General features: G+C 70.2%; 16 protein-coding genes, 1 tRNA gene, 1 pseudogene and 1 riboswitch. Of the genes and pseudogenes, 14 read left to right on the top strand and 4 right to left on the bottom strand.

The features are described from left to right. The first annotated feature begins 54 nt into the window (after positions 1-54). Positions 55-405: a metallopeptidase family protein gene (locus Scani_RS34680; protein ID WP_159481653.1), complete on the top strand. Its 351-nt coding sequence runs from the start codon at positions 55-57 to the stop codon at positions 403-405. Between the two features lie 670 nt (positions 406-1075). On the opposite strand, the gene Scani_RS34675 is transcribed toward Scani_RS34680, so the two are convergent. Then, positions 1076-1327: a hypothetical protein gene (locus Scani_RS34675; protein WP_159481652.1), complete on the bottom strand. Its 252-nt coding sequence runs from the start codon at positions 1325-1327 to the stop codon at positions 1076-1078. A gap of 294 nt (positions 1328-1621) precedes the next feature. On the opposite strand from Scani_RS34675, the gene Scani_RS34670 reads away from it, so the two are divergent. From Scani_RS34670 to Scani_RS34650, 5 genes and pseudogenes are all read left to right on the top strand, one after another. Continuing rightward, positions 1622-3793 (top strand): DEAD/DEAH box helicase, encoded by a 2172-nt coding sequence (locus Scani_RS34670; protein ID WP_159481651.1) that lies wholly within the window; start codon positions 1622-1624, stop codon positions 3791-3793. Positions 3794-3970: 177 nt separating this feature from the next. Continuing rightward, a tRNA-Lys gene (locus Scani_RS34665) sits at positions 3971-4043 on the top strand. Positions 4044-4243: 200 nt separating this feature from the next. Next, on the top strand, positions 4244-4450 hold the full coding sequence (locus tag Scani_RS34660) for a hypothetical protein (RefSeq protein ID WP_159481650.1): 207 nt from the start codon (positions 4244-4246) through the stop codon (positions 4448-4450). Next, positions 4450-4779: pseudogene (locus Scani_RS42245) on the top strand (hypothetical protein); the annotation flags it as partial. The gene Scani_RS34660 and the pseudogene Scani_RS42245, both read left to right, overlap by 1 nt. A gap of 190 nt (positions 4780-4969) precedes the next feature. Further along, the gene (locus tag Scani_RS34650) at positions 4970-5152 is read left to right on the top strand and encodes a hypothetical protein (RefSeq protein WP_246296313.1); all 183 of its coding nucleotides are present in this window, start codon (positions 4970-4972) and stop codon (positions 5150-5152) included. A 536-nt stretch (positions 5153-5688) separates the two neighbouring features. Here the strand turns inward: Scani_RS34650 and Scani_RS34645 are convergent. Further along, positions 5689-6930 carry a PP2C family protein-serine/threonine phosphatase gene (locus tag Scani_RS34645; protein WP_159481648.1) on the bottom strand — a complete coding sequence of 414 codons (1242 nt, stop codon included), beginning with the start codon at positions 6928-6930 and terminating at the stop codon, positions 5689-5691. Positions 6931-7964: 1034 nt separating this feature from the next. Here Scani_RS34645 and Scani_RS34640 point away from each other — a divergent pair. From Scani_RS34640 to Scani_RS34620, 5 genes are all read left to right on the top strand, one after another. Then, complete coding sequence (locus Scani_RS34640) at positions 7965-8267, top strand: hypothetical protein (RefSeq protein WP_167538172.1); 303 nt, start codon at positions 7965-7967, stop codon at positions 8265-8267. A gap of 75 nt (positions 8268-8342) precedes the next feature. After that, positions 8343-8615, top strand: a complete 273-nt coding sequence (locus tag Scani_RS34635) for a hypothetical protein (RefSeq protein WP_159481647.1) — start codon at positions 8343-8345, stop codon at positions 8613-8615. A gap of 290 nt (positions 8616-8905) precedes the next feature. Further along, complete coding sequence (locus tag Scani_RS34630) at positions 8906-9328, top strand: YjbQ family protein (RefSeq protein WP_159481646.1); 423 nt, start codon at positions 8906-8908, stop codon at positions 9326-9328. Between the two features lie 291 nt (positions 9329-9619). After that, the gene (locus tag Scani_RS34625; RefSeq protein WP_159481645.1) at positions 9620-10210 is read left to right on the top strand and encodes a DUF5994 family protein; all 591 of its coding nucleotides are present in this window, start codon (positions 9620-9622) and stop codon (positions 10208-10210) included. 767 nt (positions 10211-10977) lie between these two features. Continuing rightward, positions 10978-12120 carry a PP2C family protein-serine/threonine phosphatase gene (locus Scani_RS34620; protein ID WP_159481644.1) on the top strand — a complete coding sequence of 381 codons (1143 nt, stop codon included), beginning with the start codon at positions 10978-10980 and terminating at the stop codon, positions 12118-12120. Between the two features lie 71 nt (positions 12121-12191). Here Scani_RS34620 and Scani_RS34615 read toward each other — a convergent pair whose 3' ends face one another. Next, on the bottom strand, positions 12192-13391 hold the full coding sequence (locus Scani_RS34615; RefSeq protein WP_159481643.1) for a DUF2332 family protein: 1200 nt from the start codon (positions 13389-13391) through the stop codon (positions 12192-12194). Positions 13392-13683: 292 nt separating this feature from the next. Further along, positions 13684-13830: riboswitch (cyclic di-AMP (ydaO/yuaA leader) on the top strand. An 11-nt stretch (positions 13831-13841) separates the two neighbouring features. On the opposite strand from Scani_RS34615, the gene Scani_RS34610 reads away from it, so the two are divergent. Both Scani_RS34610 and Scani_RS34605 read left to right on the top strand, forming a co-directional pair. Then, entirely contained in the window at positions 13842-14963 is a 1122-nt protein-coding gene (locus Scani_RS34610; RefSeq protein ID WP_159481642.1) for a M23 family metallopeptidase, read from the top strand. A gap of 92 nt (positions 14964-15055) precedes the next feature. After that, positions 15056-16012, top strand: coding sequence for an aldo/keto reductase (locus Scani_RS34605; RefSeq protein WP_159481641.1), 957 nt, complete (start codon positions 15056-15058; stop codon positions 16010-16012). Between the two features lie 110 nt (positions 16013-16122). Here the strand turns inward: Scani_RS34605 and Scani_RS34600 are convergent, their stop codons facing one another. Then, positions 16123-16425, bottom strand: coding sequence for a hypothetical protein (locus tag Scani_RS34600; RefSeq protein WP_159481640.1), 303 nt, complete (start codon positions 16423-16425; stop codon positions 16123-16125). Positions 16426-16611: 186 nt separating this feature from the next. Between Scani_RS34600 and Scani_RS34595 the strand changes: the two genes are divergently transcribed. Then, positions 16612-17862 carry a helix-turn-helix domain-containing protein gene (locus Scani_RS34595; protein ID WP_281392214.1) on the top strand — a complete coding sequence of 417 codons (1251 nt, stop codon included), beginning with the start codon at positions 16612-16614 and terminating at the stop codon, positions 17860-17862. Positions 17863-18171: the final 309 nt, after the last annotated feature.

Below are 18171 nucleotides of genomic sequence, written 5' to 3'. Positions count from 1 at the left end.
TGGCGGGCGGGCCGCGACGATCAGGGAGGGGACCGGGTGGCGGAGAATGGTGGTGTGCTGGAAATGACGCGCGAGGAGTTCGAGGAACTGGTCGCCGAGGCGTTGGACCGGATTCCGCCGGAGCTGACCCGGCTGATGGACAACGTGGCGGTCTTCGTCGAGGACGAGCCCCCGGCCGAGGACCCCGAGCTGCTCGGGCTGTACGAGGGGACGCCGCTGACCGACCGGGGGGAGTGGTACGCGGGTGTGCTGCCGGACCGGATCACCGTCTACCGGGGGCCGACGCTGCGGATGTGCGACACGCGCGAGGACGTGGTCGCGGAGACCGAAGTGACGGTCGTTCATGAGATCGCGCACCACTTCGGGATCGACGACGCGCGGCTGCACGCGCTCGGCTACGGCTAGGCCCTGAGCCGCGGGCAGCCCCTCGGCCGGGTCCGCTCGGCCGGCGCCGGCCGGCCGGTTCGCGGGGGCTGGTCCCACGCGGCGGCGCGGGTCGGGGGCGGCCGGAAGGCGGGACCGGCGCGATCGGCCGGGCCCCGTGCGTGTCCTCGGGTGGGGAGCGGGAGTTGGGCAGGGCGTCCGTGCCGCTGTCCCTGCGCTCCGGATCCGGAGGTCCCGCCGTGCGCCCGAGCCCCTCGCACCATTCGCCCCTGACGCCGACACCGTCCCTGTCGCCGTCTCCCACCCCTGCCGCCTCGTCACGTCCGCCGACGCGCCGCCGGCACTCCCGGGCCGTCGCCGCGGCCGTGGCCGTCTCCGCGCTGGCCGCGTCGCTGGCCGGCTGTATGAGCGTGAGCGACCCGGAAAAACCGAGACCGTCCGGCACCGCCGCGCGGCACGACGGGAAGGACGGGGTGTCCGGCCCCGGCGGGGTGACCGTGGACGGCCGCGGCGGCGGGCAGCGGCGGATGGGCCACCACGGCGCCGGTCGCCCGGCCGACGGCGACGACAAGGGCAAGAAGGCGTCGGGGAGCGCGAAGCCGGAGCCGTCCGAGCCCGGTGAGCCGTCCCAGCCCGTGCAGCCGTCGGGCCCCGAGCCGGGGTCGGGCGGTGCGCACGGCGGCTCCGACGGTCACGGCGGCCGGCCTGGGGGCCCGAAGCCCTCGCCGTCCCGCCCCGACCACCCCGTCACCCCGTCGGCCTCGCCCCCGCCCAGTACGCCCACCGCGGCGCCGACCCCGCCGCCCCCCAGTGCCCCGCCGCCGAGCTCCCAGGCCTCCGGGCCGTCCCCCGTCGCGCCGGTGTCCTCGTTGCAGTCGTCACACTCGTCGCACTCGTCACAGGCGTCGGAGTCGGACCTGTACGAGGGAGGGGCGTAGGGCATAGGGGGAGAGGGCGGGCATAGCGGCCGGACGAAAGGGGCGCCGGGTGGGGGCGCGTAGCCTTGTGGGGGCGGGGGCTTCAGGGGGCGCACGGCGGGGGCCGGAAGGTCATTTGCCATCCGGGGGGCGGAGTGCGTATGGTGGTAGATCGTTTGATCCCATTTGCCCGGCGCCAGAACAGAAGCGCGCCGCGTGGCGCGTTCTCTCCCTTGCCGTGGCTGACCGCATAGAGGCGGTCGTGTGAAACACACGGAGTTTGGGCGCGTGCCGAGACTCCGGAAGGTTTCGCATTTCGCATGTCCATTTCCACTGAGCAGTCCGTCATGCCCGCACTCGACGAGCAGACGGTTCCCGAGGTGACGGCGGCCGACGAGGCGCCCGAGACCGACGCGGCCGAAGCCGCCACCGACACCGTCACCTTCGCCGACCTCGGACTGCCCGAGGGCGTCGTCCGCAAGCTCGCGCAGAACGGCGTCACCACCCCCTTCCCGATCCAGGCCGCGACCATCCCGGACGCGCTGGCCGGCAAGGACATCCTCGGCCGCGGCCGCACCGGCTCCGGCAAGACGCTCTCCTTCGGTCTGCCGACCCTGGCCCAGCTCGCCGGCGGCAGCACCGAGAAGAAGAAGCCCCGCGCGATCATCCTCACCCCGACCCGTGAGCTCGCGATGCAGGTCGCGGACGCGCTCCAGCCGTACGGCGACGTGCTCGGCCTCAAGATGAAGGTCGTCTGCGGCGGTACGTCCATGGGCAACCAGATCTACGCCCTGGAGCGCGGCGTCGACGTCCTCGTCGCCACCCCGGGCCGGCTGCGCGACATCATCAACCGTGGCGCCTGCTCCCTGGAGAACGTCCAGGTCGCCGTCCTCGACGAGGCCGACCAGATGTCCGACCTGGGCTTCCTGCCCGAGGTCACCGAGCTGCTCGACCAGATCCCCGGCGGCGGCCAGCGGATGCTCTTCTCCGCCACCATGGAGAACGAGATCGGCACCCTGGTCAAGCGCTACCTGACCAACCCGGTCACCCACGAGGTCGACAGCGCCCAGGGCAACGTCACCACCATGACCCACCACGTCCTGGTCGTGAAGCCGAAGGACAAGGCGCCGGTCACCGCCGCCATCGCCGCCCGCAAGGGCCGCACCATCATCTTCGTCCGCACCCAGCTGGGCGCCGACCGCATCGCCGAGCAGCTCGTCGAGTCCGGCGTGAAGGCCGACGCGCTGCACGGCGGCATGACGCAGGGCGCCCGCACCCGGGTGCTCGCGGACTTCAAGGACGGCTACGTCAACGCGCTGGTCGCCACCGACGTCGCCGCCCGCGGTATCCACGTCGACGGCATCGACCTGGTCCTGAACGTCGACCCGGCCGGTGACCACAAGGACTACCTGCACCGCTCGGGCCGTACCGCCCGCGCCGGCCAGTCCGGCACGGTCGTCTCGCTGTCGCTGCCGCACCAGCGCCGCCAGATCTTCCGCCTGATGGAGGACGCGGGCGTGGACGCCTCGCGCCACATCGTCGGCGGCTCCGGTGCCTTCGACGAGGACGTCGCCCGGATCACCGGTGCGCGCTCGCTCACCGAGGTCCAGGCCGACGGTGCCAACAACTCCGCCAAGCAGGCCGAGCGCGAGGTGGCCGAGGTCACCCGCGAGCTGGAGCGTCTGCAGCGCCGCGCCACCGAGCTGCGCGAGGAGGCCGACCGGCTGACCGCCCGCGCCGCCCGTGAGCGGGGCGAGGACCCGGCCGAGGCGCTGGCCGCCGCGGCCGAGACCGCCCAGGCCGAGGTCGCCGAGGCCGCCGCCGTGCCGGCCCAGGCCGCCGCGTCGGACGAGCGCCGCGACGACCGGGGCAACTTCGAGCGCCGTGACCGTCGTGACGACCGTTCCGGTGGCGGTTTCAACCGTGACCGTCGTGATGACCGGTCGGGTGGCGGTTTCAACCGTGACCGTCGTGACGACCGTTCCGGCGGTGGCTTCAACCGTGACCGTCGTGATGACCGGTCGGGTGGCGGTTTCAACCGTGACCGTCGTGACGACCGTTCCGGCGGTGGCTTCAACCGTGACCGTCGTGATGACCGGTCGGGTGGCGGTTTCAACCGTGACCGTCGTGACGACCGTTCCGGCGGTGGCTTCAACCGTGACCGTCGCGATGACCGTTCCGGCGGTGGCTTCAACCGTGACCGTCGTGACGACCGCTCCGGTGGCGGCTTCAACCGCGACCGCGGTGACCGTCCGAGCCGCCCGTTCAACCGTGACGACCGTTCCGGTGGCCGTCCGTCCGCCGGTGGCTACCGCTCCGGTGGCGGCGACCGCCCGTTCAACCGTGACGACCGCTCGGGTGGCCGTCCGTCCGCCGGTGGCCACCGCACCGGCGGCGACCGTCCGTACGGCCGCCGTGACGACCACCGTGGCGCCCCGACCGGCTCCTACGGCCGTCGTGACGACAAGCCGCGCTGGAAGCGCAACGGCTGATCACACACGCTGACCGCAGGGCTCGTACGCACGCAAGTGCCGTACGGGCCCTGTGCGTTGAGGGGGTGACCGGGTGTCCCGGCCGGCCCGCCGACGGGCCCCTGGGCACCCCGTCGGGCAGCTTGATCCCTCATGCCTTCGGGCTGCGGCACGTCCTCGGGCTATGCTGCTCGGTGCGGGCCATTAGCTCAATTGGCAGAGCAGTGGACTTTTAATCCATTGGTTCAGGGTTCGAGCCCCTGATGGCCCACTGGTCAGACCTCTTTGTAGGGCGCTGCCCTGCAAGAATGCGCCCCGGCTACTTGCCTTAGCCGGGGCGCTTCCTCTTGATCAGCCGATTGCGTGAGCGCGCTACACGGCCGGGTTGCGAGGGACGAGCTTCGCCGCGGCTTCCTTGGCCAGCTCAGGAAGGACGCTCGCACAGATGTCCATCGTGATTGTTATCGACGAGTGACCCAGCATCTCCTGAACCGCCTTCATACGACGTTCGCCACACATCTGATGGCCATCACACCGCACCCGCACAGCGCGCCGGACGGTCTGACCCTGATCCGCGACATGGGCAGCCACGCCCACCGCGCGGGCTTCGCCGGACTCGGCAGCGGCGAACTGCAAGCGCACACCGAGCGATCCGGCGCCCCAGGCCGTCGCGCCTGATGCTCCTGGTGTGCCTGCGCCCCGCGTCCAGAGGCGGTGACGTCCTCCTCGCCGACGGACGCGACGTCTACGACCGGCTCGTGGGCAGCTGCCCCGAAGCCGCCGTCACGTTTGCCCAGCCCCGTACGGCGTACTTCGGAGCCGGAGCCGGCCACACCACCCAGGTCCTCACCGCCCACGCCGACGGACGGATCTCCATACGGCTGCGCCAGGACGGTCTGGCCCGGTGGAGTCCGATCGCCCAGCCGTACCTACCCCGCCTGCGGGGCGCCATCGCCGACAGTCAGCGCCGTATCAGCCTCCGGGCCGGGCAGGGCTATCTGTTCGACAACCATCGCTGGCTGCATGCCCGCACACCCTTCTCCGGAGACCGGCAGCTGCTACGCGCACTCGGCGAGCCGCACTTCGCCTCCCCGAGGGGTTCGCCCCGCATCCACGCTCCTCGGCCGCCCCGTTGCCCACGTTGGCGAGGAGGTATTGAGCGTGAGCGACACCAGGCGAGGAGACGTTGGGACATTGATGGCCGATGCGCGTACCGACCGCATCGGCAGGGTCATGGGGAACGAGGGACGGTACGTGCAGCTCCGGCCGCCGCAGGGCGGCAAGGAGTGGGACGTGCCGCCGGAAGCCTTGCGCGAGCCGACTCCCGAGGAGGCCCTGCACGCCAAGGTCACGGTCGCCAACGGACGGTGGGGCCGATGACTGCGCGGCGCCAGAGCCCACCTGGGTTGCGTACGACGGGGCCAGACCATGATCGGTCGTGCCGTAGTCCGTCTCGGGCGCTATACGGGACCGCTGCTGATCATTCTGATCTCCGCGTCCTGCGGATTCGTGATCGGGGCCGTGGTCTCCATGCATCCTCCCTCGCCGTGAACCCCTACCTTCCCCTCGCGATTCCGTCCCGTCGCCGAGACGCTCATGAGCTGCCCTGTGTCAGGGTGCAGGCCCTGGCGCCCCAGCTGAGCCGATCCCCTGCCGCAGGGCGCACCGCCCGCATCGCTTCGTCCGTACGGCTGACCCTGCATCGCTTGAGGATGTTTTCGGCACGGTGAATGGGAGCCACTCCGGCACCGAGTTCGGGAGCCACTTTGCCCCCTTCGTGGTGGGGATGGACAGGAGACAGGTCCGTGATCGGCAACGGGATTGAGGGGCCACTCCGATCGGGTGACTTCTGCTGTGGCCGTGACGGCTCATGAGTGTTCGTGGCAGCGGCGGGAGTGGAGCCCGCGGCCATCGGCTCACTCCAGGATGGAGAGGTGGTCGGCGGCGCCCCCGCGCCACTCGATCAGGAAGAGAGTCGCGTCGTCGCTGGTGCTCCCGCCCCGTTCCTGCTTCAGGGCGTGGGAGAGGGAGCGCACCACTGACCGCACTCCTTCCTCTGTGTGCTCGATGCGGTTGACCCAGTGGATGAGTTGTTCCTCGCCGAACTGCTCTTCGCCGGCTTCGTGCTCCTCGATCAGGCCGTCGGTGAAGCACAGCACCCGGTCGCCGCGTTGGAGTAGCTGCTCGCTGATCTGGGGCTCTTCGCCGCCGAAGCCGACCGGCAGGGTGGTCGGACTCTCCAGTTGCGCGACGACCCGGTGGTTGCGGATCAGCAGCGGTACGGGGTGACCCGCGTTGACCCACTGCAGGTGGCCGGTTGCGATGTTCAGGCGCATCATCTGCGCGGTGACGAAGTGTTCGGGCCCGAACTGCTCGGCGATGGCCCGGTCCATGAATGCGTAGATCTCGGCCAGGTCGATGTTGGCACGTCTGGCGTGCCGGTAGGCTCCGACGGCGACGGTCGCCATCGTGGCGGCGTCCAGGCCGTGGCCCATCGCATCGACCACGGCCACGTGCAGGATGTCCTCGTTGAGGGCGTAGTCGAAGCTGTCGCCGGCGACGTTGTAGGCGGGCTCCAGGATTCCGGCCACCGCGACCTGCGGGACGGACATCGCCACCGGCGGTAGCAGAGACCACTGGATTTCCGCGGCCAAGCTCATCGGTTCGCGGCGCCGGGCCTGGAAGAACTGGTCGGTGTAGCTGTGCTTGGTGACCAGCATGTCGGCGACCAGGCCGGCGAGCCTGCGCAACAGCCGCCGGTCGTCGTCATCGACAGTGTCCACGGTGAGGGCCATCACTCCCACCTGGTCGCTGCCGTCCAGCAACGGCAGGTACATCCGGACGCCGTCGGCCTGCAATACCTCGACAGGGGTTGCACGCAGGAAAGCCGTGCCGGCATGGGAGTCGCTGATCGGCTCGGGCTCGCCGACGGTCAGCCCCCTACCCGGCAGCGGCACCAGCAGCAGCTGTGCATAGTCCTGCAGGAGGATCGAGACGTCACCGCCGCCGACCCTGGCCACCTCTTCCGCGATCAGCGGAGCGATCAGCTGCGGCGGCATCTCGTGAGCCCGGTCCAGCAGCACCCCCAGCAGCCGCTCGCCGAAACCCTCCGACCGGTCCGCCATGCCCTTGTCGGACTGCGACTCACCTTCTGCCATAGCCGCACCCCTGCACCGACGTCTTCAAAGCCTCGGTCACGGTGCTCCGGCTCACCTTGTACCGCGGAGCCAACGTTCGCGCTGACACGCTCGGGCCCATCCGGCGGTCCACGGCGATCCTCGCTCGAAGACTCCGCGATCTGTCACACGGGCTCCTGGCACAACCGTGATCACCCCCACAGGGTGACGCGGCCGACCAGCCCAAAGAGCCCATTACTCCAAAGGCGGCATGTCACACCCGGTCGGGACAGGTGGCTCTCAATCTCGATGTCCAAACAGCGGCTCCCCATCTCACCGTCTGGGTGGCGCTCATTCACCCTGTCGAAAACACTGAGGATGCTCTCCGCCCCGCACGACAAGGCAGGTGGCAAGATCGGGGAAGGTCATCGCGAAGCCGCCGTTCTCTTCGACGGCAGCCTTCACAAACCGGCCCTTCACGGCGCCTTGCAGGACACCAGCGATGGCTACGCACACCAAACTGAACTGCACGACTTCGTCAGGGCTTCGGGCTCGCGCCGGTCGGTTACGACGCCGCCGTGTTGCTGACCTACCGCTGCTCGCTCCCGGATTCGCTGACCGTGTCCGCGAGACGTTCCCGGTCCTTCAACAGAGGCTGGACGCGTCGCACAGCTCGTCGTCGTCACGGAGCTGAGGCAGACTGCGTCGCGCGGAGACCACCCGGAACTCGTCGCCCCCCTTCGCACGCTCGCCGCTGAGCTGGCCTGGGCTCCCTCGCGTGGGTTCGGTGAACCGTCGGCCGGAGTACGGTGAACACAGCGGGATATTTCGAGCGCTTCCACCCTTGCCGGTGTCCCTGTCTGCGAAACGAGAGGAACGCACCCCTCCACTGCAGGGATGCCTTGCCGGAGTGGGAAGACCGGCAGTGGGCCCGCCCGGCTCGTCCCTCCGCCCCTCGGCAGCTCGCCGCGGACAGCACGATAAGGGCGATGAGGCGCCTACTGTTCCATGACCGGCGGCGATAGGCGTGAGCACTCACCCCGTGGGCACCTCATACGCCTGACAGAGAGGCCAGCATGAGACCTGTAGAACCGATGCCTTCGGCAGGGATGGCCGAGGTCCGTATCGTCTCCGCATCCCCCGAGGCCGCCCGCCGGGTTGCAGAAGTTCTCCGGCACTGCTTCCCCGCCACCGAACAGCGCAGCTACCCCGCCGGCCACGATGGCGGGACCCGCCTCCACATCACCGTGGACACCGCGCACACCCCCGAGCCCAGCGCGACGGCCCCGCCATGGCTGGTGACCAGCAAGTCAGCCGCGGGTAATCGCCCGCATGCGGACGAGGTCCGAGGAAGCCGGGCCTCAGATACGCGGCTGTGACAGGCCCCCGGCCGGCCGTCCCGGCGCTCCTCCGTTGCGATGAGCGCAACACAGTTCTCCCCAGAGGTAGCAGTCATGGCATCACTGACCGAGCGGAAGGCGTACCGCGAGAAGATCATGCAGGCGCTGTACGAGGCCACTGAAGGCAACCGCCTTCTGGGTGTCACCGGGGCCAAGCTGGCCCAAGAACTCGCGATCCCGGCAGAGGATCTGGCTGCCGCCTGCACGTATCTGGTGGGCGAGGACCTGATCACGGTCGACTGGACCGCGAGCAATACGCCGGCCATGGTCACGCTGACGCACCAAGGCATCCGGCGCATGGAGGCCGAAGAAGAAAAACACGGTTGACGCCATGCTCAGGCGCGTCCGAACCTTCGACTGCCATATTTCGCTGCCCGGACTACGCGGCAGCCAGGTACTCGGGGTGCCGTTGGCCGGGGGCTGGCGCTGGACGGCAAGGGATGCGCGTGGGGCCGGGAGAGCGGGGAAGCCGCGGTCCAGGGCCGGCTTGCGGTACTCGGATGAGACGGCGCGTGGCCTGTCCAGGTACGGGAGCAGGTGCCCCTACTGGTGGAGCCCCGGAGGAACAACCCATCCGGCCGTCAGTGCTTTCCCTCCGCGATGGGTACCGGTGAACCATGGCCGGAACCTTCACCACCCGCACCATCAACATCGCGGTCGGTGCCACTGAGACCATGCATGACCTGACGAACGCATGCTCCGCGTTTCTCCGGGAGGCCGCTCACGGGCGAAACGGACTGCTGAACGTCTTCACCCCCCACGCGACGTCCGGCCTGGCCATCATCGAGACCGGCGCGGGCAGTGACAATGACCTGTTGGCAGCCCTCCGCGAAATTCTTCCCGCGGACGACCGTTGGCGAGACCGCCACGGCCGTCCAGGCCACGGCAGTGACCACGTGCTCCCGGCTCTGGTACCGCCACACGCCACGTTGCCCGTAGTCGAGGGCGAGCTGGAGCTGGGGACCTCGCAGTCCGTTGTACTGGTGAACAGCAACCGGGACAGCCCCGAACGCCAAGTCCGGCTGTCCTTCCTCAGCTGACCGGACGACCCGCGCGGTCCTGCGGCTGACAGCTTCCTGTCTGCAGCCGATGTCGCACGAGACAGTCCGGCTGCCCGCACGGGACGTTCTGCGTCTTCGCAATTCTCGGGCCGACTGCTCCAAGGTCTCCTGTGCCGTTCACCCCGTCGCTCCGGACCGGCCCGGCGAGTTTTACGAAGAGTAAGCTGGAACTACCGAGGGCATTCCGTACACCAGCCTCCACGCTCGTGTCGTTTTCGGCGATTCACGACACCGGGCCGGTTGCGGTTGGCCTGGGGCAGGGTCCGCGTCATGACCACGACCATTCTGGATACGCCGGCGGTCGAAGACCGGACCTCTTCGCTGCCCCTGCGACTCATGCTGGCACCGGCCGGCACCACTCCGGCTCTGCTCGACGGCGCGTGGTGGCCCCGCTCCCGTGACCTCACGGCGGAACTTCCCGCACTGACGGCGGTACTCGACCCGCTGTGGGGGAGGATCACCCACGTCACGGTGAACCCCACGTTCTGGCCGGTCATCCCACGGAAAGTGCCCGTCGACGGGCATGTGGTGCGTATCGGCTGGTTCAAGGCCGAACAAGATCCCCACAAGCTGCTGCTGCTCTCCTACACCGTCGGCCGCGGGGACCTGCTGGTCATCCCTCCGGAGACCAGCCCCGCCACAGCCGCCCGGCTCATGACCGAGGCCGCCGATCCGCTGGGCACCCGCACCGCGAGCTCCCTGATGGACGCAGCGGAGCAACGCCGGATCGCGGAGGAGATCGAACTGGCCCTGGTATCGGTCTGGGACTCCGAAGGCGGCCATGAAGCACGCCTATCGACCTCAGGTTCCCCCGCCCAAGCAGTCGTTGCTCAGATACCAGATGCGCCGGAAGGCATCTGAGCAGCGTGAACCTTCGAGAGCGCGGGTTCGATTCCCGTCACCGACTCCAGTTGAGGTAAGGCCGAGGGCAAACGTGCCACGGCAACGCAGCAAGCGTCCTTCTCGCCTCGCGCGAGTCCCCGCGAGACCCGCGGGCTGGGAAGAATTTGGGAGATGATCTTCTCTCGGAGGCCCGCCGTGGCCGCGCCACACCAACCCACACCAAGCCTCTGACCAGCACAGATATTCGCCCTTCCTGGCAGTGGCCTTCACCGGACCTCATTCGGGACGAAGAGGTCGTGGGTTCACATCAGATCCCGCCGCCTTGAAGCTCTCGGTGCGTGAGCGATGCGTGAGCGATGCGGCCCTGGAAGAGGTGTCCCCACATGGATCACGGAGCGTGACCGCCTCTCCCCAACCGGTGGAAAACGGGACGACGCAGCAGCAGTCATCACACCCCGTCATGGTCCGCCCAGAGCTTTTCATCCATTGGTTCAGGGTTCGAGCCCCTGTTGGCCCACCAGAAGAGGACGGGAGAGCCGGCCGACCCGCTGTACAGCGCCCCGAGGGCCCGGGCCGGATGCGGTCCGGGCCCTCGGCGTTGTCCGGGGCGGGCCGGTTCCCAAGTGGCCCTGCGGGGAGCGGTCCTGTGCGGCTGCCGGCCGTGTGACCCGTCCGGCCCCCGACGAGTCGCCGCCCGGCGCCGCAGCGGAAACCCTGGGGACGTCGACGCGGCCGCCACCACGGTGCTCGTACGGACGGGCGGGAGCGGGAAGAGGCCGGTGCGGATGCTCCAGGACGAAGCGCCCTCCAAGGACGACGCGGAGCGGCAGGTGCGCCGCGGCCGGTCGGCCGTGTCCGGCCGACGCCTGGTGTGCCTGCTGCCCGCCCTCCTGATCGTCGGCGGCCTCGCCTTCGGCATCGCGACGCCCGCCGCCTACACCGCCGCCCCCTTCTTCTGTGCCGCCCCGCTGATCGCCGCGTCGCTCTCCTCCCTGCGCGGCACCGCCCTCACGGCCCTGGCCGCCGTGCTCGGCGAGGTCTGGGCCGTCACCTACCGCGGTGCCCTGGAGGACTACCGCGAGTCGGTGGCGGAGAGTGCGATGGTCTGCGTCGTCGCTCTGCTGGCCCTCGGCATCAACCGGCTGGTCCGGAGGAGCGATGCCCACCTGGCGTCCGCACGGGACATCTCGGAGGCCGCCCAGCGCGCCGTGCTGCCCCCGCCGCCGGCCCAGCTCGCCGGCCTCGCCGTCGCCGCCCGCTACGTGGGCGCACGGGCGGACGCCCGGATCGGCGGCGACCTCTATGCCGTGCAGGACACCCCGCACGGCGTACGGCTGATCGTCGGCGACGTACGGGGCAAGGGGCTGGAGGCGGTGGAGGCCGCGGTGGTCGTCATCGGCGCCTTTCGCGAGGCGGCCGAACAGGAGACGACGCTGGAGGCGGTGGCGGGGCGGCTGGAGCGGGCGTTGCAGCGGGAGGGCGGACGGCGTGCGGGGCTCGACCAGTTCGAGGGGTTCACCACTGCCGTCCTCGCCGAAATCCCTGCCAACGGGCAGTCCGTGCTGCGGGTCCTCAACCGCGGACACCCCGCCCCGCTGCTGCTCACTCCGGACGGCGGGCTGCGTGAGCTGGTGCCCGCGGTGCCGGCGCTGCCCCTGGGGATGGGAGAGGTGGCGAGCTGGCCGGACCGGTCGGACGAGACGTTCTTCCCGGCCGGCGCCCTGTTGCTGTTCTTCACCGACGGGGTGACCGAGGCCAGGGACCTGCTGGGCCGCTTCTACCATCCGCCGAGCAGGCTGCGCGGCCGTCGGTTCCTTGGGCCGGACGCACTCCTGGACACCCTCGTCGAGGATGTCGCACGGCATACGGGCGGCGCACCGGCCGACGACATGGCGCTGCTGGCGGTGCAGCGGCCGATGGGAGCGTAGGGAAGGGGGCGTAGGAAAGGGCGCAGCGGGCCGGCGGCGGCTCGGGAGTGGCCGGGAGCGTACGGGCGTCCTCAGCCCGCCGCCGGGCCGTCCGTCCCCGGCAGCCGGCGCAGGAGCTCCCCGTGCGGACCGGTGAGCGCGACCGGGCGCTCGTCCAGGGCGAGGGTCAGCAGCGGTGCGTCCTGGGGGCGCGGTGCGTACGGGGCCGGCGCGGTGATCCAGGGCAGGACGGAGTGGTGCTCCTGGGAGATCCAGTGACCGCCGCCGGGCCGGCCGCGCAGCAGCGACCGCACGAGCCGCGCGAACTCCTCGCGGCGGGCGGGCGACAGACAGGCCAGCACGTCGCTGTGGAAGACGACCAGCGTCGCCTCGGGCGGCGCCTCGGCGGCGAGCGAGGGCAGCTCGTGGACCAGATCGCCGCGCACCATCCGCGGCCGCGGTACCCGCCGCACCGCCTCGACGGCCGCGGACAGCCGCGCCGCCCGCTCCCCGTCGCCCGGCCATACGAGCGCCTGCAGCCAGCGCAGGTCGTCCGGTTCGGCCACCGGGTCGAGCGGATCGAGGTCGATACCGGCCCGCCAGACGATCCGGGGCAGCCGGCCGGGCAGCCCGTCAGCGGTCCCTTCCGTACGGCACCCGAGCACCAGCGGGCTCTCCGGCGCGCCCGCCTCGGCCAGGAGGGGGCCGTGCGGGAGGGTCCTGTCCCGGAGGGTGTCGCCCTGGAGGGCGTCTCCCCGGGGCGCGCGCCCGCCCGCGGCCTCGTCGCCCTCGCCGTCCGCGTCCGCTTCGTACCGGTAGCGATAGCGGTCGGGATACAGGCACAGCCCCGCCGACGCGCCGACCTCCAGCAGCGCCAGCGGCTGCGGCAGCCGGGCGAGCAGCGGCAGCAGCGCCGCGCAGTGGGCCGGTTCGTCGGTCCGGGCGGTGCGCTGCATGATCACGGCGCGTACTTCGCCCCAGTGCCGGATCGTCCACTCGCGCCAGCGGCCGTACGCCGCGTCACCGCGCGGTCCGAGCTCGGCGTGCGGGCCGTCGAGATGGCGGACGGCGGCGAGCAGCAGCTCCGGCTGCTGTTTGGCGCCGGCCGGCAGCGAGCCCGACAGCAGATCGCAGAGCTCCGGATCCTGGCCGATCCGCGCGCTCAGCTCCTCGTGCGCCGCGGACCGCCCGCGGGCCCGACGCCAGGAGAACTCCCGGTACCGCTCCGCCACTCCCCATGTGCCGGCGGCAGCGCTCGCGACGTTCCCGGTGTTCCCGACGTTGACGGCCATGATCCGACGTTACTGCTCTCACGTTCCGTAACCGAGGGCCACCCCTCCGCATAACGACTGATGCACAATCAGCGCGAGATCGTTTAGAGCCGGCCGGTCAACTCGCCCGGTTTGTGCCCGTGCTGGCCGAAAAAGTCCACGCCGGCGCTTGTCCGGAGCCGCTAAGGATTCGTGGGAACGCTTGGAATTCGGCTGCCATCTCTATTACTGTCCGATAACGCAGCGCGGTCGTCCCAGCCGTCGCAAGAGGCGGCACCGCGCGCCGACGCCGAATCCCGCACGCGCTTTTCACGCACCCCCAGCACCTCGAACTGCACCAAGGGAACCGGGGAACCACTTCCTTGGGGTGAATCGGACGCCCTCCGCCAGCGGGCGCCCGTAGGAGACCTTCCTGCTCCGAACCCGTCAGCTAACCCGGTAGGCGAGAAGGAAGGAAAGGAGAGCGCCCCCGTGGCGTCCAACAGGCCTGCCCCCGAGGGTCCGTCCGCCTACGACCTCGATGACCGAGGTGCCTTCGCGGGCCCCGGTGATGCGGACAACAACAACGACGGACCGTGGGAGGAATGGAATCCCACCGAGGATTCCGTCCGTTCGGTCCGCGGCAAGCACCGGGTGGCCAAGCAGCGCGGCGGCGGATTCGCCCGCGGCGGCACGGTCCTGGGCGTCGGCGTGATCGCCGCGGTCGGTGCCGGCGGAATGGCGACGGCCGAGGGCCGCCCGCCGGTGCCGGTCTCGATGCCCGACGTCGGCGGGATGGCCGACGACCTCGCCGACAAACTGCCGGACGCCAAGTCCCTCCCCGGCGTCGGCGACCTCATATCGGACCCGGACTCGGAATCCGCCGCGGCCGAGGGCGCCGGAACGGACGAGGCGGCCACGGCCTCCGCCGGGCCCCTCACCCGGGCCGCCCGGACGGGCTCGGGCGCGGACGCCGGTGAGGCGCTGCGCAGCCGCATCCTCCAGCAGGCCGACGCGCAGCAGGGCGCCGCCGACCAGGAGGCCCGCGAGGCCGCCGAACACGCCGCCTTCCAGACCGCCGAGAAGGACGCCGCCGCCCACCAGAAGTCGGCCGAGAAGGCCGCCGCAGCGAAGAAGGCGGCCGAGATGGAGGCCAAGCGCGAGGCCGAGGAAGCCGCCCGCAAGAAGGCGGAGGCCGCCCGCCTCGCCGAGCTGGCGAAGAACTTCATCGCCCCCGTCTCCTCGTTCACCCTCACCGCGAGCTTCGGGCAGGCCGGCGACCGCTGGGCCGCGGACCACACCGGACAGGACTTCGCGGCGCCGACCGGCACCCCCGTCAAGGCCGTGCACTCCGGCACCATCACCCAGGCCGGCTGGGCCGGCTCGTACGGCTACCGCATCGTCCTCACCCTCGATGACGGCACCGAGCTCTGGTTCTGCCACCTGTCCTCGATGGTGAAGACCTCCGGCAAGGTCAGCACGGGCGACGTCATCGGCCGCGTCGGCGCCACCGGCAACGTCACCGGCCCGCACCTCCACCTGGAGGTGCGGCCCGACGCCGGCGACCCGATCGACCCCATGCCGTGGCTGCGCGACCACGGCATCAACGTGTGAGCGTCTGACGGGAGTTGACGTCGGCGAAGGCCGGCGGGAGGCCGGGGGGAGCGGAGGGAATAACTCCGCTCCCCCCGGCGCTGCCATGACGCATGACCGCGACACACACGCCCCAAAACCGCCGAACCCTCGGCTCGCTCTCCGTCTCCCCGCTGTCCCTCGGCGGCAACGTCTTCGGCTGGACGGCCGACGAGGCCGAGTCCTTCGCCGTGCTCGACGCCTATGTGGCGGGCGGTGGCAACTTCATCGACACCGCCGACGTCTACTCGGCCTGGGTCCCCGGCAACAAGGGCGGTGAATCCGAGACGGTCCTCGGCAACTGGCTGTCCTCCCGCGGCAACCGCTCCGATGTCGTCATCGCCACGAAGGTCGGCGCCCACCCGGACTACAAGGGCCTGTCCGCCGGCACCATCAAGTCCGCGGTCGATAGCTCCCTCGCCCGTCTGCGCACCGACTACATCGACCTCTACTACACCCACTACGACGACGAATCGGTCGAGGTCGGGGAGTTCCTCACCGCCCTCGACGACCTCGTCCGGGCCGGCAAGGTCCGCGAGATCGCCGCGTCCAACATCTCGGCGCAGCGCCTGGAGGAGTCCCTCGCCTTCTCCGCCCGCGAGGGCCTGGCCCGCTACGTGGCTCTCCAGCCGCACTACAACCTGGTCTCCCGCGACACCTACGAGGGTGAACTCGCCGACGTGGCCGCCCGCCACGGCGTCGCCGCGATCCCGTACTACGCCCTCGCCTCCGGCTTCCTGACCGGCAAGTACCGCCCGGACGCCCCCACCGAGAGCGCCCGCTCCGGCGCCGCCGCCAAGCATCTGGCCACCGACCGCGGCCTGCGCGTCCTGCAGGCCCTCGACACCGTCGCCACCGCCCACGACGCCGAACCGGCCACCGTCGCCCTCGCCTGGCTCGCCGCCCGGCCCACCGTCGCGGCCCCGATCGCCAGCGCCCGCACGGTGGCCCAGCTGCCGGCGCTGCTGGCGCTGGGCGACCTGACCCTCAGCGACGTCGAAATGACGCTGCTGAACGAGGCCTCTGCCTGAACCACGACCGACGGGGAGGGGGCGGGGCCACCGAGGCCCCGCCCCCTCCCCGTGCTCTGCTCCGGCTCTACGTCCGCTCCATGCCCCCCGTATTCCCCCGTACCCCCGGCCTACTTCCGGCGATCGACCGCCACCCACGACGCCAGCGCCACCCCACCCGCCACCGTGAACACCGAAGGCCACGCCCCGATCTTCTTGGCCAACGGATGCGACCCGGCAAACGCCGCCACATACGCCCCACTCAACGCCGCCGCCGTGGCGTTCCCCGCCTTCTGCCGCCACCCCCTGGCCGCCACCGCCCCGGCCGCGGCAAGCGCCACCCCACCCAGCGGCCGCTTCTTCGTCCAGCGGGCGGTGGCGTAACCGCCGACGAGCCCACCTGCGGCCACCACTGCCGTGGGAATCCCAGCCATCACACTCACCCTTCTCCGTACTTCCGAGAACGAACAACGACACTTCTCCTCTTTCCGACCCTACGCCGGACCGTTGGCGGGGCGGGTGAGGGTGGTGCGGCATCGTGGACTGGACTAGCACAGCGACGAGTTGAGCCCGAGCACGTACTCTGACGGTGACGTTGCGTGTGCTGAGAGGGGCCGAACGTGTCATCTGGCGCTACTCCGGAACTGTCCAACGAGCCGATTGCGTTCGGCCAGCGGATGCAGGTGCTCCGTCTTCGCCGCGGTATGAGCCGGACCGTTCTTGCCGGTCTGCTAGGCAAGTCCCCCAGCTGGGTAAAGCAGGTCGAGGTGGGACGGCTTCAGATGCCTAAGCTCCCCATGGTGCTTCGGATCGCTGAGGCTCTCCGCGTGCCGAGCCTTTCTGATCTTGTCGGCGAGCAAGCAACCGCTATCTCGCTCTTCGCCGGTCCCGGGCATGCTCGCCTCCCGTATGTACGGGACGCCATCAATGAGTATCCGCTGACGACTGTGCGCCAGGCCCCATCCGCCGCCCATCTGAAGACCCGCCTCGCCCACGCGTGGCAGGCGAGGCACTCTGCTCCTCATCACCGTGACGTGCTCGGCGAACTACTCCCTCACCTCATTCGGGATGCCCAAGCTTCGTTGGCTCAAGCGGAGTCCGGAGTGGAACGGAGGGCTGCACAGTCTGTGGTGTCCCAGGTCTATAGCCTCAGCCAATTCTTCCTCGCGTACCAATCGGACGCCTCGCTGTTGTGGCGCGTAGTGGAGCGAGGGTTGGTTTCTGCTCAGGAATCCGAGGATCCACACACCATCGGTGTGGCGGCATGGCTTGCCGCACAGGCGCACCGCGACAGTGGCCCCGCGCACTACGACGCTGCCGATGCCGTGAACCATGCGACGCTCCGCTACCTCGAACGTTGCCTCGCGGAGGCCGACAACGACGTACTCGCCATCACTGGAGCATTGAACTTTGAGGCCGGGTATACCGCCGCCCGGCGGGGAGACGCCGGGACGGCATGGCGCTACTGGGACACTGCCCGGTCCATGGCAGAGCGACTTCCGGCGAGCTACTTTCACCCCGTGACCTCGTTCTCCAGGGCGATCATGGGGGCGCATGCGGTGACCGTAGCCGTGGAACTGCACGCGGGCGGTGAAAGCGTCAGACAGGCCGCTGCTGCTGATGTGACGCTCATTCCGTCTCGCCCACGGAGCGCTCGCCATCGCATTGAAGAGGCGCGGGGATACCACCTCGATGGCCAAGCTGAGACGGCTCTGGCAGTTCTGGAAAAGGCGTATCAGGCCGCACCCGAAACCATCCGCTACAACGGATACGCGCGACGGATCGTCTTGGAAGAAACCGAGTCGAGGAGTCCAGCGCAGCGCCGACGAGCGAGCGAACTCGCAGTGAAGATCGGCGCGTTGGTCGCATAAGTGAGGGGGCACAAACTGTGCCCCTGGCGCTCTCCGCGTGGCCCTACGGTCAGTTCGGTCTGACCGACGAGGACCCCCGCGACCGCTCCACACGGTCCGGGGGCATGGCCAACCTGAGAGAGCAGGTCAACGTGTTGCACTGTATCGCCCGAATCGGTGAGGCCGTTTTATGGGCGCTGTTACCTACATCGAGCCCCCGTAGGCCAGTGGGAGCCCTCGCGGTTGTCGCGAGCCCTGCGGTGTCGTATGCCGTCGTCGAGCCATGGAGGAAGGGCGCTGACCTACCGCTGTGCGGAGGGGACGCTCCGC

This window comes from Streptomyces caniferus (assembly GCF_009811555.1).
Taxonomy (GTDB): Bacteria; Actinomycetota; Actinomycetes; order Streptomycetales; family Streptomycetaceae; genus Streptomyces; species Streptomyces caniferus.
This window is presented reverse-complemented; position numbering and strand designations above follow the sequence as displayed.